The 25,001-nt window shown below is 68.4% G+C and carries 23 protein-coding genes and 3 pseudogenes; 12 read left to right on the top strand and 14 right to left on the bottom strand.

Annotated elements, in window-relative coordinates:
* Positions 1 to 262: 262 nt before the first annotated feature.
* Together ACWCXH_RS37185 and ACWCXH_RS37190 are read right to left on the bottom strand one after the other, a co-directional pair.
* Entirely contained in the window at positions 263 to 1,069 is an 807-nt protein-coding gene (locus ACWCXH_RS37185) for a nucleotidyltransferase (RefSeq protein WP_449805926.1), read from the bottom strand.
* Between the two features lie 115 nt (positions 1,070 to 1,184).
* A pseudogene (locus ACWCXH_RS37190) lies at positions 1,185 to 1,466 on the bottom strand (ISKra4 family transposase); the annotation flags it as partial.
* Between the two features lie 318 nt (positions 1,467 to 1,784).
* Here ACWCXH_RS37190 and ACWCXH_RS37195 point away from each other — a divergent pair.
* The 3 genes from ACWCXH_RS37195 to ACWCXH_RS37205 all read left to right on the top strand — a co-directional run bounded on the left by ACWCXH_RS37195 (position 1,785) and on the right by ACWCXH_RS37205 (position 4,264).
* The gene (locus ACWCXH_RS37195; RefSeq protein ID WP_449805927.1) at positions 1,785 to 2,108 is read left to right on the top strand and encodes a hypothetical protein; all 324 of its coding nucleotides are present in this window, start codon (positions 1,785 to 1,787) and stop codon (positions 2,106 to 2,108) included.
* Positions 2,048 to 2,659, top strand: a complete 612-nt coding sequence (locus ACWCXH_RS37200; protein ID WP_449805928.1) for a hypothetical protein — start codon at positions 2,048 to 2,050, stop codon at positions 2,657 to 2,659. The genes ACWCXH_RS37195 and ACWCXH_RS37200 overlap by 61 nt, the downstream gene beginning before the upstream one ends.
* Positions 2,660 to 2,809: 150 nt before the next feature.
* Positions 2,810 to 4,264: a hypothetical protein gene (locus ACWCXH_RS37205; RefSeq protein WP_449805929.1), complete on the top strand. Its 1,455-nt coding sequence runs from the start codon at positions 2,810 to 2,812 to the stop codon at positions 4,262 to 4,264.
* 526 nt (positions 4,265 to 4,790) lie between these two features.
* Here ACWCXH_RS37205 and ACWCXH_RS37210 read toward each other — a convergent pair.
* The 4 genes from ACWCXH_RS37210 to ACWCXH_RS37225 form a co-directional block, all read right to left on the bottom strand.
* Positions 4,791 to 5,435 (bottom strand): dihydrofolate reductase family protein, encoded by a 645-nt coding sequence (locus ACWCXH_RS37210; RefSeq protein WP_449805930.1) that lies wholly within the window; start codon positions 5,433 to 5,435, stop codon positions 4,791 to 4,793.
* A gap of 222 nt (positions 5,436 to 5,657) precedes the next feature.
* A complete protein-coding gene (locus ACWCXH_RS37215) occupies positions 5,658 to 5,927 on the bottom strand; it encodes a hypothetical protein (protein WP_449805931.1) in 270 nt (89 codons plus the stop codon).
* Positions 5,924 to 6,232 (bottom strand): hypothetical protein, encoded by a 309-nt coding sequence (locus ACWCXH_RS37220; protein WP_449805932.1) that lies wholly within the window; start codon positions 6,230 to 6,232, stop codon positions 5,924 to 5,926. The genes ACWCXH_RS37215 and ACWCXH_RS37220 overlap by 4 nt, the downstream gene beginning before the upstream one ends.
* Before the next feature lie 181 nt (positions 6,233 to 6,413).
* A complete protein-coding gene (locus tag ACWCXH_RS37225) occupies positions 6,414 to 7,325 on the bottom strand; it encodes an alpha/beta hydrolase family protein (protein WP_449805933.1) in 912 nt (303 codons plus the stop codon).
* An 82-nt stretch (positions 7,326 to 7,407) separates the two neighbouring features.
* Between ACWCXH_RS37225 and ACWCXH_RS37230 the strand changes: the two genes are divergently transcribed.
* Complete coding sequence (locus ACWCXH_RS37230) at positions 7,408 to 7,809, top strand: winged helix-turn-helix transcriptional regulator (RefSeq protein ID WP_449805947.1); 402 nt, start codon at positions 7,408 to 7,410, stop codon at positions 7,807 to 7,809.
* 576 nt (positions 7,810 to 8,385) lie between these two features.
* Here ACWCXH_RS37230 and ACWCXH_RS37235 read toward each other — a convergent pair.
* Together ACWCXH_RS37235 and ACWCXH_RS37240 are read right to left on the bottom strand one after the other, a co-directional pair.
* Positions 8,386 to 9,795, bottom strand: a complete 1,410-nt coding sequence (locus ACWCXH_RS37235) for an IS4 family transposase (protein ID WP_449805934.1) — start codon at positions 9,793 to 9,795, stop codon at positions 8,386 to 8,388.
* 131 nt (positions 9,796 to 9,926) lie between these two features.
* On the bottom strand, positions 9,927 to 10,379 hold the full coding sequence (locus ACWCXH_RS37240; protein WP_449805935.1) for a MarR family winged helix-turn-helix transcriptional regulator: 453 nt from the start codon (positions 10,377 to 10,379) through the stop codon (positions 9,927 to 9,929).
* Positions 10,380 to 10,537: 158 nt separating this feature from the next.
* Here ACWCXH_RS37240 and ACWCXH_RS37245 point away from each other — a divergent pair, with 158 nt between their 5' ends.
* The 3 genes and pseudogenes from ACWCXH_RS37245 to ACWCXH_RS37255 all read left to right on the top strand — a co-directional run bounded on the left by ACWCXH_RS37245 (position 10,538) and on the right by ACWCXH_RS37255 (position 13,070).
* Positions 10,538 to 12,055 carry an FAD-dependent monooxygenase gene (locus ACWCXH_RS37245; protein ID WP_449805936.1) on the top strand — a complete coding sequence of 506 codons (1,518 nt, stop codon included), beginning with the start codon at positions 10,538 to 10,540 and terminating at the stop codon, positions 12,053 to 12,055.
* Positions 12,056 to 12,223: 168 nt separating this feature from the next.
* Positions 12,224 to 12,355 (top strand): annotated as a pseudogene (locus tag ACWCXH_RS37250) (site-specific integrase); the annotation flags it as partial.
* 76 nt (positions 12,356 to 12,431) lie between these two features.
* Entirely contained in the window at positions 12,432 to 13,070 is a 639-nt protein-coding gene (locus ACWCXH_RS37255) for an SMI1/KNR4 family protein (RefSeq protein WP_449805937.1), read from the top strand.
* Between the two features lie 100 nt (positions 13,071 to 13,170).
* Here the strand turns inward: ACWCXH_RS37255 and ACWCXH_RS37260 are convergent, their stop codons facing one another.
* Together ACWCXH_RS37260 and ACWCXH_RS37265 are read right to left on the bottom strand one after the other, a co-directional pair.
* Positions 13,171 to 13,704: a barstar family protein gene (locus ACWCXH_RS37260; RefSeq protein WP_449805938.1), complete on the bottom strand. Its 534-nt coding sequence runs from the start codon at positions 13,702 to 13,704 to the stop codon at positions 13,171 to 13,173.
* Between the two features lie 3 nt (positions 13,705 to 13,707).
* Positions 13,708 to 13,908: a hypothetical protein gene (locus ACWCXH_RS37265; protein ID WP_449805939.1), complete on the bottom strand. Its 201-nt coding sequence runs from the start codon at positions 13,906 to 13,908 to the stop codon at positions 13,708 to 13,710.
* 145 nt (positions 13,909 to 14,053) lie between these two features.
* Here ACWCXH_RS37265 and ACWCXH_RS37270 point away from each other — a divergent pair.
* A pseudogene (locus tag ACWCXH_RS37270) lies at positions 14,054 to 14,206 on the top strand (ATP-binding protein); the annotation flags it as partial.
* A 525-nt stretch (positions 14,207 to 14,731) separates the two neighbouring features.
* Positions 14,732 to 15,007: a hypothetical protein gene (locus ACWCXH_RS37275; RefSeq protein WP_449805940.1), complete on the top strand. Its 276-nt coding sequence runs from the start codon at positions 14,732 to 14,734 to the stop codon at positions 15,005 to 15,007.
* Positions 15,008 to 15,210: 203 nt separating this feature from the next.
* Here the strand turns inward: ACWCXH_RS37275 and ACWCXH_RS37280 are convergent, their stop codons facing one another.
* Entirely contained in the window at positions 15,211 to 15,573 is a 363-nt protein-coding gene (locus ACWCXH_RS37280) for a hypothetical protein (protein ID WP_449805941.1), read from the bottom strand.
* 1,102 nt (positions 15,574 to 16,675) lie between these two features.
* Positions 16,676 to 20,431, bottom strand: coding sequence for a polymorphic toxin type 43 domain-containing protein (locus tag ACWCXH_RS37285; protein WP_449805942.1), 3,756 nt, complete (start codon positions 20,429 to 20,431; stop codon positions 16,676 to 16,678).
* Positions 20,432 to 20,712: 281 nt separating this feature from the next.
* Here ACWCXH_RS37285 and ACWCXH_RS37290 point away from each other — a divergent pair, with 281 nt between their 5' ends.
* Both ACWCXH_RS37290 and ACWCXH_RS37295 read left to right on the top strand, forming a co-directional pair.
* Positions 20,713 to 21,261, top strand: coding sequence for a hypothetical protein (locus ACWCXH_RS37290; protein ID WP_449805943.1), 549 nt, complete (start codon positions 20,713 to 20,715; stop codon positions 21,259 to 21,261).
* A 52-nt stretch (positions 21,262 to 21,313) separates the two neighbouring features.
* A complete protein-coding gene (locus ACWCXH_RS37295; protein WP_449805944.1) occupies positions 21,314 to 23,044 on the top strand; it encodes a trypsin-like serine protease in 1,731 nt (576 codons plus the stop codon).
* Positions 23,045 to 23,093: 49 nt separating this feature from the next.
* Here ACWCXH_RS37295 and ACWCXH_RS37300 read toward each other — a convergent pair whose 3' ends face one another.
* Positions 23,094 to 23,717, bottom strand: a complete 624-nt coding sequence (locus ACWCXH_RS37300; RefSeq protein ID WP_449805945.1) for a transposase — start codon at positions 23,715 to 23,717, stop codon at positions 23,094 to 23,096.
* An 89-nt stretch (positions 23,718 to 23,806) separates the two neighbouring features.
* Positions 23,807 to 23,968 (bottom strand): hypothetical protein, encoded by a 162-nt coding sequence (locus ACWCXH_RS37305; protein ID WP_449805946.1) that lies wholly within the window; start codon positions 23,966 to 23,968, stop codon positions 23,807 to 23,809.
* A 217-nt stretch (positions 23,969 to 24,185) separates the two neighbouring features.
* On the opposite strand from ACWCXH_RS37305, the gene ACWCXH_RS37310 reads away from it, so the two are divergent.
* Entirely contained in the window at positions 24,186 to 24,914 is a 729-nt protein-coding gene (locus ACWCXH_RS37310; protein ID WP_449805948.1) for a hypothetical protein, read from the top strand.
* The last annotated feature ends 87 nt before the right edge of the window (positions 24,915 to 25,001 follow it).

The raw sequence follows: 25,001 nt of genomic DNA on the forward strand, positions 1-25,001 counted from the left end.
CCTGACCGGCTGTGTCGAACCCCGCTTCCACCGCACCTCAGCAGTGGGGGAAGAAGGGTTGTCGCCACGCCCACGCCCCCTTGACCTGGGCCGCTCCGTCGGGCTGAGTTGGGTGCAGTTCGAAATGAGTGAGCCATTCGGTGGCTTGGTACGGGAATGTCCCAGCCGTCCCTCGGTGGCCGCGCTCTCCAACGGCCGTTCCGTGTCGAGGCTGTGCGTGGCTGCACTGCGCTGGACGTGACGTCAGAGCCTGCCGCAGGACTCAGCTCCGCGGTGTCTTCTCTCCGTGGACGGTGGTGTACTCGTCTGCCAGCCAGGGCCCAAGGTCGTCGATGAGCATGCTGAGGATGGCCGGGTCTGCTGTCGGGGTTCGGGCTGTTGCCACAGCGAGCCGCATCTGAGCGGCCCGCTCGGGGTAGTAGCCACCGAACGCCTCGGCGGAGTCGGCGAGGTCGCTGGTCCAGCCACCCCAACACGGCATGACCAGGGTGAAGCCGGTCCGCACGATTCGGCGGGCGACCCCACGGCTGAGTGTCCTGCGCTCTGCGTCCGAAGTGATAGCGGCCGCTTGTTCGCGCCAGCGCGGGAGTGCCAGACCCAGATCGCCGTTGGTCTCGCGGGCGAGCAAGGGCGTGGGGCGGTAGCGGGGCAGCTCTGCTGCGAGGTCGTCCCCGAGCAACGGGGTGCACAGACAGGCGACGAACCACCCGAGATCGTGGCGTTCGAGATCGCTCAGCAGCGTGCCCGTGCTGAAGAGGAGGATGCCGACTCCGTTGACTTGCGCGAAGTCGCTGTCGAGGGCGACTTTCAGGACGTCAGCGTCAGCCCGGTCGGTCGCGCTGGGCTCGTCGCGCAGGGCGAGCAACAGGTCGAGGTCGGAGACGGCGGGGATCGCGGTGCCGCGCGGGATGCTGCCGTAGAGGTAGGCGCTGTGCAGTCGGGTCTGGTCGAAGGTCTTGGTGATCCGCTCGCGGGCGGCATCGACCACCGGCGCGAACTCCTTCGGCACGTAGCTCAAGGAGCCCTCACGTGCGATGAACCCGTCCTCGTCCAGTCCTTTAGCGGTCATGAGGGCACTCTGCCGTGCTCTCGACCCGTCGGCGAACGAATATCCCGGTCTGGAGGGTCGTGTCGCGGTGCGGAGCCCTGTCGATGGGCTTCCTGTTGGGGTGGCTGCGCCAGCTTCAGGCTGCGAGGTGGAGTCTGTCCTGGTAGCGGGCCTGGTGGACTCGACGGTGTTCCCGCTTCACGTGCCAGGCGAAGTAGGTCTCGAAGTCGCCGTTGCTGATCAGGGCGCGCAGCTTCAGGACGGCTTCGGCTCCGGCGAGCGACCAGCGGGCCCCGGTGATGTCGAGGCGGTCTTTGACGAGATGGCGGCAGGCGCCCTCGATGATGCCGGTGGCGATCGGCCAGCCGCTGGCCAGCGCGGTGTCGTAGCGCAGGTAGGGGCGCTTGTTCTCCAGGTAGCCGGGCTCTGTTCCGTAGTCGGTGGTGACGCGGAGTCATGACAAGAGTGCCTGGTCGAGCCACTCGGGTGTCCGTCCAGGGCTGCCGTCCCTGTGTGCGGCGCACTCAAGGTCCACGTCACCGGCGTCCAGGCTGAACTGGGCGGATCACTGCAAGTAATGGCCATTACCGCACGCCACCATGGGAAGTGAGACAGAGCCGTTAGTTTTACACTCCCCTGAAATGCGCGCGAGGGAACCGCGTTGCAAGGCGGTTGGGTGCTGCGGTGGAATCGGGCAGGCTGTGCACCTGCGGCCCCGGCGGGGAGGGACCGGTTCATGGACGACACGACAGCACTGGACAGCGTGCTGCAGCAAGCGCATGTGGTCCAGGTGAGCTCGGTGAGCGGGTTCGGGGTGGACGCAGAGATCCGGGTGGACCTCTCCGATCCGGCGGAGTCGGCCCAGCTCAGGACGGCCATGGCCGTGGAATCGCTACCCGGGTTCCACTGCATGTGCCTCGGTGACGTCCACTTCGAGGTGTTCGACCCGGACGGTGAGCGGCTTGCAGTTGTCGTCCTGCACCACGGGGCGACACTGAGGTGGGGCAGTGGGAGAGCGACGCCGTCCTCGCCGACGGCCGCCTGCTCCTGGCGTGGCTGAACGGGCACGGCATGCCCGGCCCGATGCAGCAGTTCGAGGCCGACCGGCAGCGAGCGGAGGAAGGGACCGAGGCGAAGCGCAACTGGCTGGCCGCGATGCCCGCCGGACTGGATGGGACTGCTGACCGGATCCTTGACCTCTCCCGCACCGGAGGCATGCCCTCCCCCGAATTGCTCGCGGAACTCACGGACCGACTCCAGCTGACGTTCCCCGACCCGGTGGAGCGGGTGCTGGCCCTGCTCGACTGGTACGGCTCCGGCAGCGGGCGCTGCTCCGGCTACCCCGTCCACGAGGGCGTGCCCGGCGAGCTGCTCGGCAGGGTGCCGATTGCCGACCTGCTCGCCGGGCTGGCCGACCCGCGGGCCGAGGAGCGGCACGACGCCGGGGCCGTGCGGCATCTGGTGGGCTGGAAGACCCGCCCACGCCAGAAGCAGGACGTCGCCGGCCTGCCCGAACCGCTGCGCGCCCGACTGCTGGCGCACGCCCGCCGCTCTGGAGACTCCGACAAGCAGAGCCGCGCAGAACGGTGGTTGGCACCCCCGCGGGCCTGAGACCCACCGAAGCGTTCGGTGGTTGGTGCAGGCGGCACGCTTAGCAACAGAGGGGGAGGCGGCCTGAGCACGAACACAGCCGAGTCGTCTGCTGCGACGGACGCGCAGGGGTCACGTGAGCTCCAGCAGCGGACCTGGCACCATGGGGCGGTGTCCGCTTCCTTCGAACTTCCCGCCATTGCGCAACCGGTCCTGGAGGCGCTGCTGCTCGGCCTGGCCGGCAACCCGTCTGCACCGCCGGAGGTCCTAATTCGCCTGACGGCGGCGAACATCGACCGGTCCGGGTTGGCCCGGCGGCGCGACCTGCCCACGGACGCTGCAGCGGCGCTTGCCACCGACCGTGATGTGACCGTGCGGTCGAATCTCGCCTCGAACCCGAGCCTCCCGCCTGCGGTGCAGGTCGTCCTCGCCGACGACGCCGACCCACGGGTGCGAGGCCGGCTGGCTGAAGGACCGGAGTACTTCACCACAGTCGGTGTACACGGGCGCCGAATCCCGGACCCCCTGCCGCGCGATGTCTACGAACTACTGGCCCGTGACCCGGATCCGAAAGTCCGCCGCGCGCTGGCCTTCAACCGTCACCTGCCGGACGATGTGCGGGCCATGATGCTCGATGACGCGGACTCGCGAACGGCCGCCATCGCCGCCAGCGAATGGCCCTTGGCCCCGACCGGCCGGATCGGAGAACTCCTGTCGCGGGCAACCGGCGCTTTTGGCCGACAGATGCTTCTGCTCCGCCTGGATGGTCCGCTTCCCGCGGAGGCCGCACGCGCCATGCTTGCCGAAATCGACTCCGCTGCAGCCGATGCCTACAGCGAGGGTCTGCTGCGACAGATTGCCGAAGTCGCCGACCTGGACGCCGGTCTGACTGCCCGGTTCCTGGCGACTCCGGACTTGCGCGCCGCGGTGGCGGCCAACCCGACGCTGCCGGCCGAGCACATCGCGGACTTGGCGCGTGATCCGAACAACCAAGTACGCGCGGCTGTTGTCGCACGACGCAGCCTCGACCCGGAGTTGCGAGAGTCGATATCGGTCGACTACGACGACCGTAGCAGCGCCATAGTCGGCTGGCTGCTGACCGAAAACCTGTCAAAGCAAGATCAGCTGATGTTCGCCCGAAGCCGGCACCAGATCTTCCGCAAGACCCTGGCCATGCGCGCCGATCTACCAGACGAAATTGTCGAGATCCTCGCCGACGACGAAAGCTTCGCGGTTCGACTATTCGTGTGCGAGCGACAGTCGAACGCCCCCGGTCGGCTGCTGGCCCAGATCGCCGAGCAGTGGACCAGCTACAGCCGGTGGGACATGCTCGCCCACAAGAACTTCCCCGCCGATGCCGCTACTGGCCTGGCCCGCTCCGATGAGCCCCACGACCGCGCGGTCGCCGCAGCACACCCCGGTTTGCCGGCCGATACGATCGAGGCTCTGCTGACCGACGATGATGACACCGTACGACGTCGAGCCGCGACCAACCCCGCCATTCCAGCCGACCGGCTGATCGGCCTACTCAGTGCCGCCGATTCCGCCGTTGCCGCAGGAGCTGCCGCGAACCGGCTGCTTCCCGTGAACACGATGCACCAGATGCTCGATCAGGCAGGGCTGTGAGGACGCGGCGCGATCCCCCGGCCTGGTCGAAATGCCCGACGACCCGCGCTTCGGCCACTGGGCCGAGTTGGAGCTTCGAGTACCGTCAGCGGCGGCCTCCTGGACGGCTGACCGAAGTCGGAGATCGCTGCCAGATCACGCATCCCAGTCCGTATAGTCCCCGATTGCCACGTCGTCGCAGAACGTCTCCCAGAATCCGTTGTGCACGAGGGCGGTCTCGTCGATGCCAGAGATGAGATCACGGAGCTCGTCCGTGCATGCGACGTGGCGTCAGGGGGAGCGAAGTGGCGGAGCCGGCCAGGGTCCGCAGGCTGGCGAATGAGGAGGGGCAGGCGGCTGCGGCAGATCGTGCTTCGCAGCGGGCCGTATCCGGATCCGTTCAGCTGAGCATCGCTCCCGGACAGTACGGCTATTCGAGAGTTGCGGGCGAGTGCCTCGGCTTGTATCGGAACTCGCCCGCAACTACGCGATCATCTACGGAAACGTCCGCACCGGCCGTGCTGACATCCCGAGTGGGGCCCTCGTGTCACTTTCGCCAGAACAGGTGGTGCGTCACGCCGCTCGGGCTGGGCACGACCTCAAGATGGAACCGGTCGAGCAGCTCATCGGGTGACTCCCAGAGTTGTAGTCCGGACCCGAGCTTCACCGGCGAGACCGCCACATGCATGGTGTCGACGAGGTCGGCGTCAAGGAACTGCCGGATGGTGGCAACCCCGCCGCCGAGGCGGATGTCCTTGCCCTGCGCCGCCTCCCGCGCCTGCTCGAGGACCGTGGCCGGGTCGCCGCCGACGAAATGGAACGTGGTGTCGGAGAGCGTGAACGAAGGACGCTCGTGGTGGGTCATGACGAACACCGGGGTGCGGAACGGGGGCTCGTCGCCCCACCAGCCGCGCCACTCATGGTCGTGCCAGGGGCCGCGCTGGGGCCCGAACTTGTTGCGGCCCATGATCTCGGCGCCGATGTTGCGCGCGTAGTCCCGCGTGAAGTAGTCATCGAGGCCCCGGCTCCCTCCAGGGTCGGTGCGCATGGGCCAGCTCGCCGTGGCGCCGGCCCAGGCGAACAGCTTCTCGGGACGGACATGGCCGAACGGACGCTCGAGGCTCTGGTCCTCACCGGCACCGATCCCGTCACTTGAGACATTGAAGTTCTGGACTCTCAGTAACTGAGACACGTGTTCCTCCTGTGCTGTCGATAACGGCAGTAAGACTCTCCGGGCCGGGAAAACTCATCGCTGCGGGCGTTCCTCCATCGCTCCGGTCGATCCGTGTGATGACGGTATGGGGTGAGCAAGGGCCACGGGTGACGCTTCGCCGGATTCAGCTCCCGCCGCCGTGCCAGGGTCGGGCTGCTTTCCCGACGGCCGGGGCAACCTGCTGATCGCCGACCGAGCCGATCACCACCAAACAGGTTCGGCGTCGGCGGTGTCCTGTTCCTGGCCGTCGGCACGATGGCCGGCCTCCAGCTCGTGGGTCTCCTCGCGGCCCAGTTCGGTGACCCAGTCGGCCACGCCTGCCGGGAGCCGGACGGTGCGCTGTTCGATGCCGTAGGGAGTGCCGATGGTCAGCCAGACGTCGGCGCCGGTGCCGGAGGTGGCGGCAAGGTCCGCGAAGGCCTCCAGGGCGTCGGCGAGGTCGGCGGCCGCGTCCTCGCTGTCGATGTTCACCAGGCTGCCGGGCCGTCGGGGCCGGCCGGGGCCGGGCATTGGCGGATCGTGTCCGGATGGTGGAGGTACCAGCCCCAGGCGTCCGGGTCCGGGCTCCAGCGCACCAGGGCGACCCAGGTGGTGGAGCCCTGGTGCAGGCGCCAGCACTCCAGCCGGCCCGGGCGCCAGCGGCCGCCGATACGGATCTGAACCCACCGCCATCGGGGCTCGGCGCCCCACGACCGGCCGGGGCCGGACATCAGCCCGCGCGGCGCCCGTACCGCGTCACCGGGCCGGTGCTCCGGGTGACGGGTGTCCCGTGCCACCGAACCTTGACCGGTTGTCACTGAACATTGACCGATCCAGGTTTGCGCCAGCGAAGCTTGATCGCCGCTGGCCAGCGCCGCTGACGGGATCTACGGGAGAACGGTGGGGCTGCTTGCCGATGGGGAGACGAATCCGCGGCCAGGCTCGATGCCCGGGTTGCTGAGCCCGGCCGCGGAGCACTTACTTGCTCTCGACGGTCAACGCGCCGGAGCTGGCGCCGACCTGGTCCTGCAGGGCCTGCCAGCGGGTTCCGTCGGCGCTGAGCACGTCGAGCAGGAAGGCGGAGACGGCGTCCGCGACCAGGACGACACGGGCGGGGTTCTCGTCGGTGGTGTCCTTGACGGCTTCACCGGAAATTCCGCCGAAGAGGTGCTCGGCCTCGGCGATGGTAAGCAGTCGCTTCGGGGCAGGACTGAGGTGGTAGGCGTCGGTGAACCAGTCCGGTCCGCGGGTGGACATGGCGGACTGGTCCTTTCCGCCGGCGACGACCAGGGCGGGGGTGGTCATGGTGGAGAAGTCCGGGCGCGCGAACGGGAGGTACTTGAGTGCGAAGGGAGTCAGGGTGTCGCCGGTACCGGTCGCCGCCACGAGTGCGCCGGCCTTGACGACGGGGTGGGAGAATCCCTCGCCCGGGTTCCCCTCGGCGTCGAAGACCCGGGCACCTAGCAGGGCTCCGGCGGTCTGTGCTCCCCAGGAGTGCCCGACAACGGCGACGCGTTCGCGGTCGACGCGTGTCGACAGGCCGCTGAACTGGTCGAGGATGTCGCCGAGGCCGTCCAAGACCGCGTGCAGATCGGCGATGCGCACCCGCCAGATGGTGGCGAAGCGGGGATCCTCGAAGCCGATGCCGTTGCGGCGGGAGTCCAGATGGGTAGGTTGAACCACGACGAACCCGGCCGCCGTCCAGCGGTCCACGAGGGGCTCGTAGCCATCCATCGACCAGGCGTTGCCGTGGGAGAAGACGATGACGGGCAGGTTCCTCCCGTCGGCTGGCGCGGTGACTTTGACCTGCAGGTCGACGCCGCGGTCGGCGGTGGGGACAGCGATGGGCTTGACGGCGATGAGCTGGCGGTCGAGCGCTGTGGTGGGCATGGGTCCCTTTACGGAATGCAGTTCCATGACATCGACGCTAGGGACCCGATAGGTACCAAATGGTAACCTTCGGTTCGTGAGCATGACCGCGGCTAACACGACGAGCACGGCAGGGGGCCTGAGAGCGGGCACGGTCTTCCTCGCCGACTGCCCCGCACGGCTGGCGATCGAGATCATCGCCAACAAGTGGTCCGTCGTCACCTTGTTCGCGCTCACCGACGGACCCAAGCGACACAGCGAGCTCGTTGCGCTGTCCGGTGGAATTTCACGCAAGGTGCTGACTCAGACCCTTCGCCGCTTGCAGAGTAACGGCCTGATCGACCGGCATGTGTACGCCGAAGCGCCTCCGCGGGTCGAATACAGTCTGACCGCGCTCGGCCAGACGCTCCAAGAGCCGATCGTGATGCTGACGGAATGGGCGCGAACCAACGGCGAAGCTGTCGTCGACTTCCGAGAGTCGGCAGCCGCCGGGTCGATCGCCTGAGGATCATGAGGCCGCCGCGTGGTCGGCACTGCCTCGACCACGCGTGACGACGGCCCCACCGTGACTGCTCCAGCCAGATGCGTCCTTCTTCCACAAGCCGCTTCCGGAACGTCACCAAGTGCATGAACTCATGCCGTGACGCGGCGTGGAACGCAGTCCTGCTGCCGCGCGTCCTCAGCTTGCCCCCTTCGGGCATCTTGGTGTTGGGGTCCGGCCGACATCCGCTATGGCTGTCGCGGCTCTGGATCAGCGGTCTTCGGCCACCCGCGCGGCCGGCTTACCCGCCTCCAGCACGATCCGCATCGCCTCCTCGAGGAACTCGGCGCATCGGTCAATGTTCAGTGACAACCGGTCAAGGTTCAGTGGCACGGTACAGCGGGGGCTGTCCCGTCTCAGCGAAGTTTGACCGTTCTCAGCGAAGTTTGACTGGTCACCGAATACTCAGTCTCAAGCTCCATCTCGACGACGATGGCGTGTAGGGGTGATCGGGTCACGCACCTGGACGAGGATGGGGTGCGCCGAGGACGATGGTGCGAACGCTCTGACGTCATGGCCGGGAAAGCAACACGGTTGCGTTTAGCTTCGAGGGCGGGAAGCGAGCCCGTGCTCGAAGAAGGTGATGTCGACGCGGAAGGTATAGGTCTGGGCTTTCTGGGGGTGCTGTCCGGCGTTCGGGCCGTACTTGCTGGTGGAGTTCTTGCGGCTGCGGGCCTTGACGCGAGGGCGGCGCCAGGCGGGCTGGAGGATGTTCAGGACGGTCCGGCCGATCGAGCCGAGCAGGTCGGCGGGACCCGCTGGGGAGGTGATGTTGCTGGCGGTGGTGACCGTGTCGGCGGCCGTCTGGAGCAGAACGGTGAAGCTGATGCGGTCCATGTCCAGGCCGGGACGGGTGCCGACGGCGTCGGCGGAGGCGCGGATGAGCGCCTGGTAGGTGGTGAGCAGGGCGTAGACTTCCTGGTCCAGGCCGCTCAGGCTATGGGAGCGCAGGACTCGGCCGTCGAGCATCGTCGCCTTGATCGAGAAATACGTCGTTTCCGCTTGCCACCGCTCGTGATACATCCTGACCAGGTCGGATGCCGGGTGGCGGTCGCCATCGAGCAGGCTGGTGAGCAGGCGCCACTGCTCGGTGCGGACGGTGCCGTCGGCCAGGGTGACCGTCACCGACGCCTCGATGATGCGCACGGTCAGCAGGACGGGCAGGACGCCGTAGCCGATCCTCGCCAGGTAGGAACCGTCCGCGAGGTGCCCGTCGGGGGTGGGGACGCGGCGGGCGGAGGAGCGCACCAGGAACTGTGCACCGGTGGCCGTCACGTCGCGCAGGAACTCACCCCCGTCGAAGGCTGCGTCGGCCAGCAACAGCATCGAGGTGTCCAGTGCGTCCAACAGGCGGCTCGTGTAGGTGAGTTCGCCGCGTGATTCGGGGCCGAAGGCGGCGGCGATCAGGGCGCGGGTGCCGCACTCGACCAGGACCAGCAGCCGCAGCAACGGATAGCCGAACTCCATCACCTCACCGATCCGCTTCGGGTAGCGCCAGAGGAGCGACTCGTCGTCGGGTGTGTGCAGCAGGGTCCCGTCCACGGCCACGGTGCGCAGGCCGCGATAGAACACGCCCGTCTGTCCGGGACGGGCGACGGGGCCGGCCAGCGTCTCGAACAGGAGTCGCAGCGGCGCGGCCCCTATCCGCCGCCGGGCCCGCGACAGCGAGGAGACGGCCGGTCGCACCAGGGGTAGGCCCTCCAGTCCGGCTACCAGCTTGCCCCAGACGCCTCGGTAGGAGTCATGTTCGAACAGGGCAAGCGCGAGGACAAAGTAGACCACCACCCGCGAGGGCAGCAGCCGCAGGCGCCGCTCCCGTGTCCCGGTCTCCTCCAGTACGGCGTCTACCAGGGAGAAGTCCACGATCTGGGTCAACTCGCCCAGGTGGCCGGGTGCGTACACACCCCCGGCTGTCTCGATCGTGCGCGTGATGACAGACTTCTCCTGCAACGGGACTCCCGGTGATCGTCTTGCTCAGCACAAGTTGATCTATCAGGACGTCCCGTTGCGTCATTCAACAGGGCTTGACGTGCAGCTCAAGACCCAAACGCAACGGCGTTGGCCGGGAAAGTCATCGGTGATCAGCCTTCGTCGTCGACGGTGCTGCCGTCGACGACGGTGTCGAGTTGGGTGGTCAGGTCATCGATCATGCGGCCGAGCAGGCGGACGAACTCTTCGCGGTCTTGGGCGGGCCATTCCGTCAGAGCGGCAGCGAACCAGCCGTTGATGACTGCTGCATAGCGGTCGACGAGGTGCTGCCCGGGCGGCGTGAGGGCGATCAGGCGGGCCCGCTGGTCGTCCGGGTCGGGAACGCGCTTGATGATCCCCCGCTTCTCCAGGTTGTTGAGCTGCCGGGTGACGTGGGGCCCGACGACCTGCATGCGGGTGGCGATCTCACCGACCCGCAGCGGGCGTTCGGCGGTGTCGAGGGTGACGAGGATCGTCATCGCGGGCCGGTCCAGCGTCACCTCGGCGGCCTCGGTGGCTCGTTCGTACAGCTGCCCGCGGTTGAGCAGGGCCCTGAGCTGCATCATGCGCGGCAACAGCCCTGTGGTCGCTTCGCTTCTCGGACTCACGTCCCAAACTCCCTTGATAGATACCTAACTTAGGCATATTGTCATCCTTGAACCCAGTCGCCGACAGCGGTCCAGCTCGCCTTCGGAAATGATACCTAAGGTAGGTAACTAACGCCATGAACGAGCCCACACTCGACGTCCTCATCATCGGCTCCGGCCCCACCGGCCTGACCCTCGCCTGCGAACTGGTCCGGCGCGGCGTGAGCTTCCGCCTCGTCGAGCGCGCCGAGCAGCCGAGCACCGCCTCGCGCGCCAAGACCATCCAGCCCCGCACCCTGGAGGTTGCCGACGACCTCGGCATGATCGAGCGTGTCCTCAACGAGGGCGCGGTGAACATCCCCACCCGCCACTACGACCACGACCGGGTAGTCTCCGAGGCCGTCGAGGTCGCCGGCGGAGCGCCCACGCTCAGCGCTCCCTACCCGCCGGTGTGGCTCTCCCAGCCGAAGTTCGAGCAGATCCTGCGCGACCGCCTGACCGAACTCGGCGGCACCATCGACTGGGGGACCGCGGTGACCAGTCTCCAGCAGGACGAGAACGGCGTCACGGCCACCGTCGAGACCGCAGCGGGGCAGCGCACCATGCGTGCCCGGTACGCCGTCGGCGCGGACGGCGGGCGCAGCATCGTCCGCAAGCAGGCCGGCGTCGCGCTGAACGGCACCTCTCACCCGGACCAGCGCTGGCACCTCGGCGACGTCCGGATCAACGGGCTCTCCCGCCACTGCCAGCACCTGTGGACGAGCCGGGAGCACGGCATCCTCTCCCTCTTCCCGCTGCCCGGCACCGACCTGTGGCAGTTCCAGGCGTCCATTCCCGCCGACGAGGCCAAGCCCGCAGCGCCGTCCCCGGAGCTGTTCCGTCGGATCTTCGCCACCCGCGCGGCCCTGCCCGGAGTGAACATCCAGGGCGCCGACTGGCTCTCCCTCTACAAGATCAACGTGGCCCTGGCCGACCACTACCGCGCAGGGCGGATCTTCCTCGCCGGCGACGCCGCGCACATTCACTCGCCGGCCGGCGGTCAGGGCATGAACACCGGCATCCAGGACGCCTACAACCTCGGCTGGAAACTCGCGGCCGTCCTCGCCGGCACCGACCCCGCCCTGCTCGACACCTACGAGCAGGAACGCCGCCCCATCGCCCAGGCCGTACTCCGCGACAGCACCGCCCGGCTGCGCGAGGTGATGCGCGCGGCGAGCGAGGGCGACGGGTCATCCGCGCAACGCGGACTGACAGACGACTTCACCACCGGCCTGAGCATCGCCTACCCCGACAGCCCGCTCACCCACGACCCAGCCGCCGGGGGCCGCGCCCCCGACGCCCCCTGCCAGGACGCCGCCACCGGCCGACCCGTGCGTCTGTTCGACCTGCAACGCGGCCCGCACTGGACACTCCTCTCCTTCGGGACCGTGACGGCCGACCAGCCCCCCTCCGGCCTGCGGGTCTTCCGCGTGACCACCGACCCGGCCGTCACTGGTCCCGACACGGTGATCGACACCAACGGCCACGCCCACCGCGCCTACGACACTGCCGGAGGCGAACTCGCCCTCATCCGCCCCGACGGCTACATCGCCACCCGCCGCCCCGCTTGCGACCTGGCCGCCGTGTTCGCCCTGGCTGCCACGCACGGCTTGTGACACTCCAACTCTGGCCAAGCTGCAGTCGTCGACGCGCAGCACCCTCGAAAAAGTCCAGCTCAAACGCCGATAAGGCGACATCACCAAACGCGTGCGCCGGCCCTCCCATCACCCTCCAAACCGCCGCCTCCCACCCGGTCAAACTTCGATGAGACAGACCGCTATCAGTCAAACCTGCTGATGCTGATGGCGAAGTCGCGGCACAAGAAGACGGAGAACGTCCGCCGCTACTTCAAGCCGTTCCCGGAGGCAATCGCCGAGGTCACCAGCCTGCTTGCGCCCGGCAACAGCAGGCGCTGATGACCTGGTTCCCCGGAGAAACGGTGTCAGCCCGCACAACTAAGGTGGCTGGTCACTGACCTCAAGGGGATCCACCATGGGCATTCATCCCGATGTAGCCGTATTGCTCGATCTTGTACCAGCAGATCTTGCGGGCGGCGAGCGGATCGACTGGGCGGCGGCCGAAGCGTTGCTGGGCACCAGGCTTCCGAGCGACTACAAGGCACTGCTGGACACCTACGGCGTGGGCGACATCGGAGAGCTTGTCATTCTGCCTCCATCGCCGAGTGACGTGCGTGGGTGGGAGGGGTGTCACATCGGCAGCATGACGGGCGGTCTGCGCAGACTCTGGGACGAGGACGCAGGTGTCCCTGGCGTGACGCTAGGTGCTGATGCTGTCCTGCCCTGGGGCTCAGGAATGAATGCCAACGAGATGGCTTGGCTCATGAACGACTCCGAACCGGACAAGTGGCCAGTCGTAGCCTGGCGGCGGCACTACTCGTCGGGCGAGTCGCCGTGGGCCCTGTTTGAGTGCGGCATGGTCCAGTTCATCACCCGCATGATGCTGGGCCGGTTCGATGCATGCCCACTCGGCGATGCGTCGCTCTGGAACCAGACAGACACCTTCGTCAGCTGGCGCGAGCAACGTCGACGGCTTCTGGCCGGCCTGGACCCGCAGACCGGCGAACCCAGTCCCTACGCCGACATGTTTCCCATCACCGAGGACTGGCCCTGAGTGGCGGGGTCGCCCGCGGCGAATCTCACCCCGCGTGCGACCCGACCACTGAAGCTTGCTCAGCCCGTCCCGGAGTGGTATTCGCTCGGGTGCCAGCGGCTCACCGGAGCACGACCGTGACGCCGCGCTGTTCGAGGAGTTGCACGATCTCCTCGAAGTAGGAGAGCTGGCCCTGCGGATCCTCCACAACGTCCGCCAGTGCGCGGCGTGCGATCTCGGAGTCGTACCAGGTCAGGGTGAAGGGCGGAGCCACTCCGAATCCACCGCCCAGGCAGTCCTTCAAGGCGTTCCACTCCCGGCCGTAGTAGCGGCCGGGCCCGAGCAGGGCCTCGGCGATCGCGCAGTGCAGACCGGGAACGTCAGTGATGAACCGGCCGTAGAACTCGTTCACCCGCTCCGTGGTCGGCGGCGGCAGCAGGGCCGGGGAATCGTCACCGACGTGTCGGGAAGCGTTGAACTCGTCGACGGGGCAGACCAGTCGGACCCCGAACGCGGCCTCGATCTCTGCGGACTTGCGGGCCTGGAGGAACCGGTGGAAGCCCTTGAAGATCTGCACGTACTCGCGGCGGGTCGATGTCGCCCGGCCCTTGACCGCGAGGTCGCCGACCACCCGGTCGATGTCCTCTGGCGTCACCTCTCACGCCGGCCGACCCAGCGCGACGAGCGTCCGTTCCAGCAGGCCGATGTCGTTGTCGATCGTCACCGGGCTGAACCCACGGGCTCGCCACGAGGCGACAAGCGCGTCCACGCAGGCGGCCTGGAACTGCCACGGATCCGTCATCAGCGGCCCTTGCGGGACGCCACCGCCCGCGATGACCTTCAGCCTCGCCTCGGCCATCGGCACACCTTCCTCGCACCTGAATGGTCAAGGCAGCACCTGGAAAATCTGGATGCTGCCGCGAGAACCAACGAGGACCGCAGGAGGAGGAAACGGCCAGGTGGCAGCGGCAACTCGCGTGAGGGAACAAGTGCCAGCCCCAGATGAGTGGGGACAGGTCTTCGGTGACGAGGTCCTCGCCACCGCCATCCTCGACCGGCTCCTGCACCACTGCGACGTCATCTCGATCAACGGCAACAGCTACCGACTCAAGAACCGGCTCGCCGCAATCGCGCGAGACCAGAACGACGCGGCCTGAACCGGGCCACTTCCCGCCGCGGGCGCTGTCAGCCCCCGCGGTTAGAGTGCGGCAAGGTGGGGCCGGTTCCGAGGCCGCCAGCACTGGAGAACGGCAGCCTCCCTGGTCTGCTCGGGGGTGGCTACGACCCAACCAGCGTCCAGGCATTGTTGAGGGCCACGAGTGCAGCCTGTTAGCCCGGCCCCACCCCAGCCGAACCCTTCCGCAGCCCCACGCGACCGGTGCACGTAACTCTGTACTTCGTGGAGCACTCGGAGGAGTACGGCGACAGGTCGGGATGATCTCGGCCATCGCCCGGCGGATGTGAGGCAGTTTCAGGCGGCGGGTCAGCGAGATCGCCTCGTCGAAGGCGGCGCCCGAGGTCGCCGCGACCGCCGAGGCCGGGGCCTGCATTCTGTGCCGTGGCGCGGGACGGTGGGGCTGTCGTTCATGGCAGTGTGCTCTTTCTGATCGCGGCCGACGGCGGTTCGATGCCGTCGGCCGGCTGTCGTTCTTGTTGTCCTGGGGGTCGGATAGGTTGCCCGGATGACTGACATGGACCCGCTGGTGCCCGTTCTCGCCGGGCTGGTCGTCGACACCATCCGGTTCCTCGACGGCTGCGAGGACGACGAGGTCGATCTCGACTCCGCGGTGAAGATGATGGAGAGCGTGGCCGGAGTGCTGCAGCGGCTCCCGGAGGACCAACTCGACCGGTTCCTGAAGGCGCTCACGGATCTGGCCGAGGCCGAGCCGGACCCGCACCGGCGGGAGTTCCTGGAATCGTTCCCCGGCGCCTGCGGTCTGCTCGACGACGAAGACTGACTGGCCGGGGGCCGGCCGGCCTCGGCTCAGTTCGACCCGAATCCGGACCAGGCGGAAGTGCCCGGCTGCAGGCTGTGGGTCTCGCTGCGGCGGATCGGCTCGACCCGGTCGTGCTCGCCCTGGTGATGCGGCTGCCCAGTACTCTGGTAGTCGGGGCGTCTTCCCGGATCCCGGTCTGCGAGGAGCCCGCCGAGTTGTCCGCCTCAGCTCGCCCCGGCCTCCTGTTCCTTGGCTTCAAGTAGATGGTTGAGGCGTCGGATCTCGGCGATCAGCCGAGGAACGTCCTGTCGGGCGCTGGCGATGAACCTGGCGTTCTCGTCCCAGCGTTCGTCCGCGACGTCGACATAGCGCGGCTGCTGGACGAAGGTGGCGGCCACGATCTGATGGTGGTCGAAGGCCGGCCAGCGCTCACCGAGCCCAGTGTCGGGAACGGGGCCGATTGCGACGAGGCTCATGGCGAAGTCGTCGTCGAGCTCGCGGACGTGCCAGGGGCCAGGGGTCGCGGCCTGGGCGAGTTCCTCGATCTCAGCGAGTTCCTCGTCGGTCAGCGGTTCGGGTATGTTCATCCGGCTGCCAGTTTCTCGCGTTCGCCGTTCCCGGCCATTCTGACGATCATCGCATTCGCTGCTGCGCGGAGGTCAGGACGGTTGCCTAACTGCAGGATCCGATCGTTGTGGTTCGGGCCGTCGGAAGGCGAGTCACCCCAGTAGCTTCCGTCGCTGACCTGCGGAGACGCGGCAGACCGGAGAAGAACAACCCCCGCGAGCGCGGGGCCGACACCGCGCCGGTGCGGTTCATCGAACAACCCCCGCGAGCGCGGGGCCGACGCCATCGATGATCTCGCCCATGGTCAGACCGCCGAACAACCCCCGCATGCGCGGGGGCCTCCTCAAGCACTGGCGTCGGCACGCGCCACGTCGTACGACTTCGCCCCGCCGAGCACCAGCTCGACGGGGCGAAATGATCAAGATCCCGAGTTTATCAACAGCATCGATGGCCCCGGCGGGCCTGCGTCTCGGCTGGCGCGCACCATCCGATTTACTGGTCACAGCGGGATCAGGACGGTCGCGGGAACCTCAGCTGAATCGCGAGACGATCCTTCGTGCGGATTGGCGTGTCCACTGACTGGCCCAGGGCGCATGAACCAACCCGCGTAGAATCTCCAGATGGTCTTCGCGGGGGCTTCTAGCAGTAAGCCATCGAACTCCACACTCAGCCCAATGCCTGCTCCCGCTCCTGAGTGCTAGTGCCAGGATATCGTCGACAGGCACCATGTCCTGTAGAGCGGCAACGGGAAGCTGATATCGCGCGGACGCGGCTGCAAGTTGGCCTCGGAATTCTTCCTCCTTCGTGTCTAGAATTGTCAACCATGGCTGCGGCAGGGAACCTGCAACCGATGGAATCACCTCATTATGAAGCCTTCCCAGCATCCAGTCCCCACCTTTGGAGAGCCCCAGCCAAAGACCTGACTCGCTGATTGGCACCAGCGGAAGCCACGACACGGCATCCTCCTGAAGCGGGACCAGATGCCATTCACCCGCTTCAACATGGGACAATTGTTCGACCAGACTGTCCTCTGTCAATGACATCTCTCAAATCAAATCGTCGCAAAGTTTCGGCGTTATCCTACTCAAGGTCGGCGGCCGACCCTGGGCTCGACTCTACCGGTCAATCACCCCAAGGGACGTGGGTGACATTGATCCCGCTGTCCTTCATGAACTGAATGAACTTATCCCTAATTTCCGCATTCCACCTGTGACCATAATGTCCGGACCATTCGTCGGTGAAGAATTCGCCGTTCGGCCCGCGCCATACTCTGCCGCCGATGACCGTATCCACACTTGCCCCGATCGCCATCCTGAGGCCATCGTGACCCATCACTCCCTGGTCCACACCCGTGGCAAAGCGCCCGGTTGCCGGGTCGAAGACGAAGTCCCGCTTACCTGCAGGGAAGAAGTTCTTGACAGCTTGGACCGACTTCACCCGGTCGCTAACTTCCAGGACCCCTGGGACGGGGCCGCTACCGCGGAGAAGTTCCGCCTCAGCCGCACGGGCGAGCCGTGATGATTCGGCTACCTCCTCGACGGTTTTGGCTTCCTTTGCGAGTTGTGCGAGCTTGGCCGCCTTTCCGGCCGGGAAGAATACGACAGCGAGTTCGGCGCAGGCGCTGACGCTTTTCTGCCTGACGCACTCTTCGGCGCTGTCAACGCCAAGGACGGCCTTGGCGACCGCTTTTATGAGCTGAGCTTCATCTTCGAACTGAGATCCCCACTCACTGAGAGCTCCCAGCGGGCTGGAGGGTCCGAATATGCCGTTAGGTCCGTACACCCCGGATCCGTTGCCCAGTTTGCATTCCCTGACGAACTCAAGCGGCGTCGCCATGGTGATGTTGTAGCAGCTGAACTGGCTAAAGTATCTGGCCTTCGCGATTTCTTGCCGGATCTGCCGCTCCAGTTCCTTCTCGAATTCTTCCTCGAGTTGCTTGGTCTGGGCCTGGATACCCGGGCCCTCGGCCTTCAGTTCGGCTTGGCGTTCCTGGATCTGTTTCTGCGCGGTGATGGTCCAGGCTTCGTCGGCGGCGTGCTGGGCCGCTCCGGCGTCCTGTCCGGCTGCGATGGCGGAGGTGCGGGCCTGGGTGGCGGCCTCGCGGGCGGCAGCGGCGGACGAGCGGGCCTGGGCGGCGGAGGCGCGTGCGCGGGCGGCGGAGGCGGTGGCCTTGCCGGCGTCGTGTGCGGCAGTCTGGGAGGCGGTGCGGGCGGTGGTGGCGGACTGGGCGGCGCGGGTGGCGGAGGTTTCGGCGTCCTGGGCGGACTTGTCGGCGTCAGCGGCGAATCCGGCTGCCTGATCTGCGGAGGTGCGGGCCTGGCTGCGGGCGTTCTCGGCCTCGCCGGCGGCGACGGCGGCGACGGCCGCGGCCTCGGTGGCCTCCCAGGCGTCCTGCTGAGCCTTGGCCGCGGTCTGGGAGGCCTCGGCGATCAAGCGGCGCATCTGCGCGGCGTGGGCGGTGGCGAGCTGGTCCTTGCGGTCGGCCGTGTATTGGCCGGTGGCCAGGAAGGAGCTGACGAGGTCGGGTGTGCCGGCGAGTGCGAACTTGGCGGCGGCCTGGACCTCGGGGCCGCCGGTGGCGAGTAGCTGGTAGGCGCGGACGCGGTCGTCGATCTGGCGGGCGGTGTACTGGCCGGTCGTCAGGAAGGCGGCGACGGCCTTGGGTGAGCCGTCCCGCAGAGCCTTCTCGGCGGCTTCCTTGACGCTGGGGCCGCCGGTGGCGATCAGCTGGTAGGTGCGGACGCGGTCGTCGGTGACTGCGGCCTCGTGCTGGCCGGTGGTGTAGAAGGCCTCGATCTGCTGGGCGTCGCCCTTGAGCGCGGCGGTGGCGGCGGTGCGGACGGCTTCGTCGGGGCTGTCCTGGGCGATCTCCTGCACACTCTGGCGCATGTCGTCCTGCTCGGCTTTGTGCCGGCCGGTGCGCACCCACTGCAGGATGGTGTCGTCGGTGCCGGCCAGGGCGACGGTGGCGGCTTCCTGGCTCCAGGGGCCGCCGGTCTTCATCGTCCGGAGTGCGACCTTGCGGCCCCTGGCTGCGAGTGCCTTCGGGTCCGCGCCGGGGCGGTTGGCCTCGGCGGTCAGGTCGGCGGCTTCCTGGTCCTGGGCTCGCCAGTCGGCGAGGAGGGTGCCGATTCCGGCGGTGGCCTCGTCGTCGGCCTTCTTCAGGTCCCGGGCGGTCTCGATGGCGGCGGCGCTACGGGCGGCGAGGTCCTCGGCCTCGGTCTTGCGGGCGAGCTCGTAGACGCCACCCGCGGTCTTCACCGCCTCGCTCGCCGCGGTGGCGGCCTTGCGCGATTCCTCGGCCTGGCGGGCGGACTCAGCTGCGGCGCCGGCGGACTCGCCTGCGTGCGAGGCGGCGTTGTCCGCGGCCGTCGCCGCGTTCTGGGCGTGGGTGGCGGCGGAGCGGGCGGCGTCGCGGGCCTGGAAGGCGGCCTGGGCGGACTGACCGGCCAGCGCCGCTGACGCGGTCGCGGCCCGGTCGGCCTCCTTCGCCTGGCGTCGGGCCTGCTCGGCCGCGGACTGCGCACGGTTGGAGCCCGCACCGGCGGCGCTCGCCAGACGGCCGGCCTGCTCCGCGGAGCCTGCGGCCGCGTTCGCGTTGCCGCTGGCGCTCTTCGCTGCGGCCGAGGCCTCGCCCGCAGCCTGGGAGGCGTCGCCGGCATGGTCCGCGGCCTCCGCGGCCCGCTGGGCGTCCTTCGCGGCATTGCGCGCCTCTTCGGCCCGCTGGCGGGCCTCGGCGGCCTTGCCCGCGTCAGAGGACGCGGCGCTGGCGGCCTTGCGGGCGCTGCCCGCCGCGAGGGCAGCGCCGCCGGCCGCGGAGGCGGCCTGGGCCGCGGCGCTCGCGGCGATGCGGGAGGCCTGGTTGGCGGCACCAGCGGCGGCGACCGCCTGCTGGGCGGCGGCGGCCGCGCCCTGGGCCGCTTCGGCTGCGCGCGTGGCGGCTTCCGAAGCGCGGGCCTGGTCCGTTCCGGCCGCCTCGGTCTCCTTCGCCGCAGTCTCTGCGGCTTCCTTGGCCAGGCGGGAGGTCTCGACCGCGCGTGCGGACGCCGCCTTGGCGGCGTCCTTGGCTGCCTGTGCCTGCGCGCCAGCCTGTTCGGCCTGGTCAGCCAGCTGCGAGATCGTGGCGCGTTCCTGGTCCCGGGCGCGGGCGACGAACTGACCGATCTCCAGGAACTCGACGACGTCAGAGGGCGTGCCGCGAAGGGCGACCATGGCGGCCTCCTTCGTGGCCTGGCCACCGGTGGCCAGGAGTTGCATCGTCCGTACGCGGTTGTCGATCTCCTGGGCGTCGTACTGGCCCTGTTCGAGGAACTTCTTCACGTCCTCGGGCGTGCCCTTGAGTGCGGCGGTGGCCTGCTCCCTGACAGTGACGCCGCCGGTGGCGATGAGCCCGAAGGCCTCGATCCGCCGGTCCTGTTCCAGCGGGTCCTTCCAGCCGTCCTTCAGGAAGGCACGCAGGTCGTCCGTGGAGCCCCTCAGCGCCTTGGTGGCGGCCTCGCGCACCCCGGGCCCGCCGAGGCTGAACATCTGGAACGCCGTGATGCGGTCGTCGTGGTATTCGGCGTCGCCCTTGTCGACTTCGAGGAAGTGTTTGACGTCCTCGTCCGAGCCGGTGAGTGCGGCCTCCGCGGCCGCCTTCACGCCGGGACTGCCGTTCATCCACAAGCCGACGACGCGGCTGCGGTCCGTCAGCTTGGGCAGGCCCGAGCCGGGGTCGGAGTCCGCCGCGAACGCGGGCGTTGTCCCGAGCAGGCCGGCGGCGAGGGCCAGGGGCAGGAGGACCGTGCATGCACGGCGCAGTCCCGCTGTCCCGCTTCCCGGGGGCCGCTTCCTCCCGGCGGCTCCCGGCGCTCCCAAGGAGCGCGAGGGGTGGTTCACAAAACATTCCTCTCTTGGGGCATGCGTCATCGCGCGTCCCGGATCACCTCGCGCCCTGCACACGGCACGCGGACACGCGAGGAGACATTCGTGATCATGGAATCCGGTCGCGGGAATGCTCCAGTCGCCGCTCGCCAAAAAGTTAAATCTTGCACGAATCGACGATTGGCTCTTGGGTCAGTGATTGCTGCTTTCTTACGCACGGCCTACTTGTGAGTAGCAATCATGTAGGCGCTCAGCGCGCTGTGCTGATGTAGCATCAGGAAAGAAGGACCTCACCCATGCGGATATCCCGCTCCCGGACGGCCGTCCTGCCCTGCGTCGTCGGCGCCGCGGCCGCAGCAGGCATCGGGTTCGCGTCCCTCCCGGCCGCGCAGGCGGCCCCCCAGTCCTCCACCGTGCCTGTCGCGGCCCCGGCGGATGCCGTTGCCATGCGCTCCGCCGTCGAGGACTTCCAGTACCCCGGCGCCGACCGCCTCCTCAAGGAGCGGAAGATCACACTGAAGCAGGGCGACGGGCACATCCGGCTCAAGGAGGGCCCTGACAACAGCGTGCCGACCGACTGCCAGGCGTCGAACGAGATCTTCATCGAGTCCCGCCTCGACAAGCGCGGCTACTGCTTCACCGTCTCTGGCACGGCCGGCTACCTCGCCATGGAGCTGCCGGACGTCTACGGCATCTGGACCGAGGATCGTGCCGTCAGCGCCAGGCTGGTCGCGGCTGGCGAGGAGAAGCGGGTCGACGTCAGCCCGAACTCGGCCGCGCCCGTCGGTGTGAGCCTGCCCGGCGGGAAGCGCTCCGTCCTCGTCGAACTGCGTGTCACCGGCTGATCCCCGCGAACGTCCGCGTCTCGCCTCTCTCGCTCTCCGAAGGACTGAAATCTTGTCTGGCACCACTCCACGCGCCGCGTGGAAGGCAGCACTCCTCACCACCGCGATAGCGGCTGGCACACTCACGGTCTCCCCGGCCAGCGCCACGATCGGCGTCACGGCCGCCGACGGCACGTACGCGTACACCGCGCGGATCGTGATTGGTGACACTTTCCGTGCCTGCACCGGCGCCCTCGTCGACCAGTACTGGGTGATGACAGCCGCCTCCTGCTTCGCCGACGACCCCATGGAGCCCGCCACGCTCGCGGCCGGGAAGCCGAAGTGGAAGACCACCGCCACCGTCGCCGGCAAGAGCGCGGACGTCGTCGAACTGGCGCCGCGTCAGGACCGCGACCTCGTCATGGCCCGCCTTGCCTCCCCCGTCCAGAACGTGCAGCCGCTGGCCGTCGCCACCACCGCACCCTCCGCCGGGCAGACGCTGCGGGTGCCCGGCTACGGGCGGACCAAGGACGAGTGGGTGCCTGACAAGATGCACACTGGCGTCTTCAACCTCGACGGCGTGGATTCGGCGGTCATCGCCGTCACCGGTACGGACGGCGCCGCGATCTGCAAGGGCGACACCGGCGCCCCGGCGATCCGGGAGAGCGGCGGCAGGGCCGAACTCGTCGCCGTGGCCTCCCGTTCCTCGCTGGGCGGCTGCCTCGGCGAGAGCGAGACCCGCACCGGCGCCACCGCTGAGCGCGTCGACGACATCGGCCAGTGGATCACCAAGACCCGCCACTCCACCCCGTCCGGGACGACCGTCAGCTCCTCTCCGTATACGGTCGTCGACCCGGCCACCGGGCACCTGGTCACCTTCGTCCAGGACAGCAAGAGCCACCTGTGGTCGGTCGAGCCCCAGGGCGATGGCTGGACCGACCTGGGTGCCAACGCCGCGGCCCGGCCCACCACGCTCGTCAACCCGGCCAACAACCACGTCATGGTGTACGTCAACGGCCAGAACAACTGGCTGTGGTCCTACGACCGCAACACCCGCACCTGGCTGTCGTTCGACCGCACCAGCGCCGGCACCGTGCTCGCCGCCGACGCCGTGCCGTACACGGTCGTCGACCCCGCCAACGGACACCTCGTCACCTTCGTCCGCGACACCAATAACCACCTGTGGTCAGTCGACCCCCAGGGCGAGGGCTGGCACGACTTCGGCGCCCTGGCCGCCGGCGACCCCGCCCCGATCGTCAACCCCAACGACGGCAGCATCGCCATCTACGTCAATGGCCCCAACAACCAGCTTTACCGGGTGGACCGCAACAGCGGCAAGGCGGACCCCTTTATTCCGACCACCTCGGGCACCGTCCTGGCCCGCGGCGCTGTCCCGGTCACCGTCGTCGACCCAGCCAACGGCCACTTCACGACCTTCATCCGCGACACCGCCAACCACCTGTGGTCCGTCGACCCGCTTGCCGCCGGCTGGCGCGACTGGGGTGCCAAGGCCTCCACCGACCCGTTCGCCGCTGTCAACCCCGCCGACAACCACGTCATCGTCTATGCCAAGGCAGCCGGCAACCAGCTCAACTCCCTGGACGTCGCCACTGGCGTGTGGACCGCGTTCATCCCCACCCCTGCCGGCACCGTGCTCGCCGATGACACCATGCCGCACACGGTCGTCGACCCCGCCAACGGACACCTGATCACCTTCGTCCGCGACACCAACAACACCCTGTGGTCCGTCGACCCCCGCGGCCCCGGCTGGACCCGCTACTACGGCGGCCCCTCCGCACCCTGACCCGGGGCAGGTCCGCTGGCGGCGTTCGGGCAGCAGGCGTTCGGCGATTTCAGCCAGGGTACGGGTGAGCGCCCTGGCGAGCCTGCCGGGGAGAAAGTCCCGCCTGGACGGGTACTTGGCGGCGCACGACCCGCAGGCTGCGGGTGAAGGACAGCCGGTCGGGGTCGATGCCCTCGTGCAGGGCGGCCTGGTGCATCAGCTGTTGGATCGCGTAGTGGTCGAGCAGGAGGCCGTAGACCTCCTGCTCGACTCCCCACGGGTACTTGGAGCGCAGGACGAGCCTGGGGCCGCGCTGGTGGGTCTTGATCTCGTCCAGGGTGGTCTCGATCTCCAAGCGCTGGACGTAGAGTGCCACGAGTTCGGCGGCCGGCGCCTCCTTCGGGTGCAGGAAGGTGGCGACCAGACGGTAGACGGTGGCCTCGCCGGTGCGGGCCAGGGTGTACTCGACCACCTGGACGGTCACCGGGTTGCGGCGCGTCCCGCGGTCCCGCCCGGCGTGGATCGTGCTGAGGTAGGAGCCGTCGTCGGGCACCCGCGTCACTGGCAGCGCCGCGTTCTTCTTCACCCGCCACAGCAGGTCCGCGCCGGTGGCCCGCGCCTGCTGCCACAGCTCGAACCCGTAGAAGCCGCGATCGGCCAGCAGCAGCATCCCCGCCCGCAGGTGAGCGAACAACTGGCGGGGCAGTCGCTGACCGACAGCGGCCCCAACGCGGCGCCGAACACGGTGTGGGTGCCGCACTCCGCCAGCCCGACCAGCCTGGCCTACGGGAACGCGCCGCTCCCGCGACCTGACCCCGGCCGGCCGAAGAACTCGTCGTTGGCCTCGGTGTCCGCCAGGTCCATCGTGGTGCCGTCCACCGCGACCAGCTGCCAGCGCCGGTACCAGGCACCCGCCGTCCCGGGCACCGCCACCGGACTGCACACCCGCGCGAGTCGATTGACGACAGCTTCCGGCCTGGAGAATCGCCGAAAAATCAGGCAATATTCGACATGGCGAATGGCTTCGTGTCGGGGAAAGAAGTGGGCGGCCGGTGGAGAAAAGCTGGCAGACCACCGACCGCCCGGTGCGTTTCCCGACCGAAGGCCCTTTCAGCCCTTCCAGGAAACGACGCAGCCCATCGTAGGCGCCCCGAGTTATTCGGTGCGCCTGGCCCAGAGCAACCAGGAGCATGGTGTGACGACGCTGGACGGCCGTGAGGTCTACACACGGCGTGACCTGATGGACAGGTACGGGATGACCCTGTCCCCGTTGGAGAAATGGCACCGTAACCGCAGCCTGACCGGCCATCCCGAGGCCGTCGGCACGGTCGGCCGCGAACTGGTCTGGGACTGCGAGGAGTGGGACCGCTGGTACCAGGAGCGGGGTGACACCCGGGACCTGGAATCCCGTGCCGACCTGGCTGCCAGGCACGGTCTGGCCCGGGGGACCCTCGACCGGATGTGGTCTCTGCGTGAGGAGAACGGCCACCCCGAACCGGTCAAGACCGTACAGCAGACGACCTACTGGGACGCCGACGAATGGGACGCGTGGTATGCCGACTACCGTCGGCGCGCCCAGCGCAGGGAACTCGACGTCGACCGCTCCGGCAGCCCCGACGACCTCATCACCCTGTCCCAGGCCGCCCGTATCCTCGGCGTCGAGCCCACCAGCATCACCCACTACCCCAAGAACCCCCCGCGGAACTGGCCGCAGCCGGCCCAGGAGGAACAACTCCCCAGTGGCCGTATGCGCCGCCGGTACCGCCGGGCGGACATTTGGCATTACGCCGACACCCGCACCATCGCCGGACCCCGCCGGCCACGGCACCAAGGCATACAGTCTGGCGTCTCATCCCCGACTGCCGGGCACGAGACGCGGAACCCCTTGTGACCCGACGCCAGGACGACTTCGGGCCTGGACCCGCACCTGGCACCGGCGGAACATCTTCACCGACCCCGACGTCGTCGACGGCCAGGC

It is taken from the genome of Kitasatospora sp. NPDC001660 (assembly GCF_053596725.1).

Excerpts from the sequence above, each read along its gene's own strand:
- ACWCXH_RS37185 (WP_449805926.1), bottom strand. The coding sequence starts at position 1,069 with ATGACCGCTAAAGGACTGGACGAGGACGGGTTCATCGCACGTGAGGGC.
- ACWCXH_RS37195 (WP_449805927.1), top strand. The coding sequence starts at position 1,785 with ATGGACGACACGACAGCACTGGACAGCGTGCTGCAGCAAGCGCATGTG.
- ACWCXH_RS37225 (WP_449805933.1), bottom strand. The coding sequence starts at position 7,325 with ATGCCCACCACAGCGCTCGACCGCCAGCTCATCGCCGTCAAGCCCATC.
- ACWCXH_RS37230 (WP_449805947.1), top strand. The coding sequence starts at position 7,408 with ATGACCGCGGCTAACACGACGAGCACGGCAGGGGGCCTGAGAGCGGGC.
- ACWCXH_RS37240 (WP_449805935.1), bottom strand. The coding sequence starts at position 10,379 with ATGATGCAGCTCAGGGCCCTGCTCAACCGCGGGCAGCTGTACGAACGA.
- ACWCXH_RS37245 (WP_449805936.1), top strand. The coding sequence starts at position 10,538 with ATGAACGAGCCCACACTCGACGTCCTCATCATCGGCTCCGGCCCCACC.
- ACWCXH_RS37255 (WP_449805937.1), top strand. The coding sequence starts at position 12,432 with ATGGGCATTCATCCCGATGTAGCCGTATTGCTCGATCTTGTACCAGCA.
- ACWCXH_RS37265 (WP_449805939.1), bottom strand. The coding sequence starts at position 13,908 with ATGGCCGAGGCGAGGCTGAAGGTCATCGCGGGCGGTGGCGTCCCGCAA.
- ACWCXH_RS37275 (WP_449805940.1), top strand. The coding sequence starts at position 14,732 with ATGACTGACATGGACCCGCTGGTGCCCGTTCTCGCCGGGCTGGTCGTC.
- ACWCXH_RS37280 (WP_449805941.1), bottom strand. The coding sequence starts at position 15,573 with ATGAACATACCCGAACCGCTGACCGACGAGGAACTCGCTGAGATCGAG.
- ACWCXH_RS37290 (WP_449805943.1), top strand. The coding sequence starts at position 20,713 with ATGCGGATATCCCGCTCCCGGACGGCCGTCCTGCCCTGCGTCGTCGGC.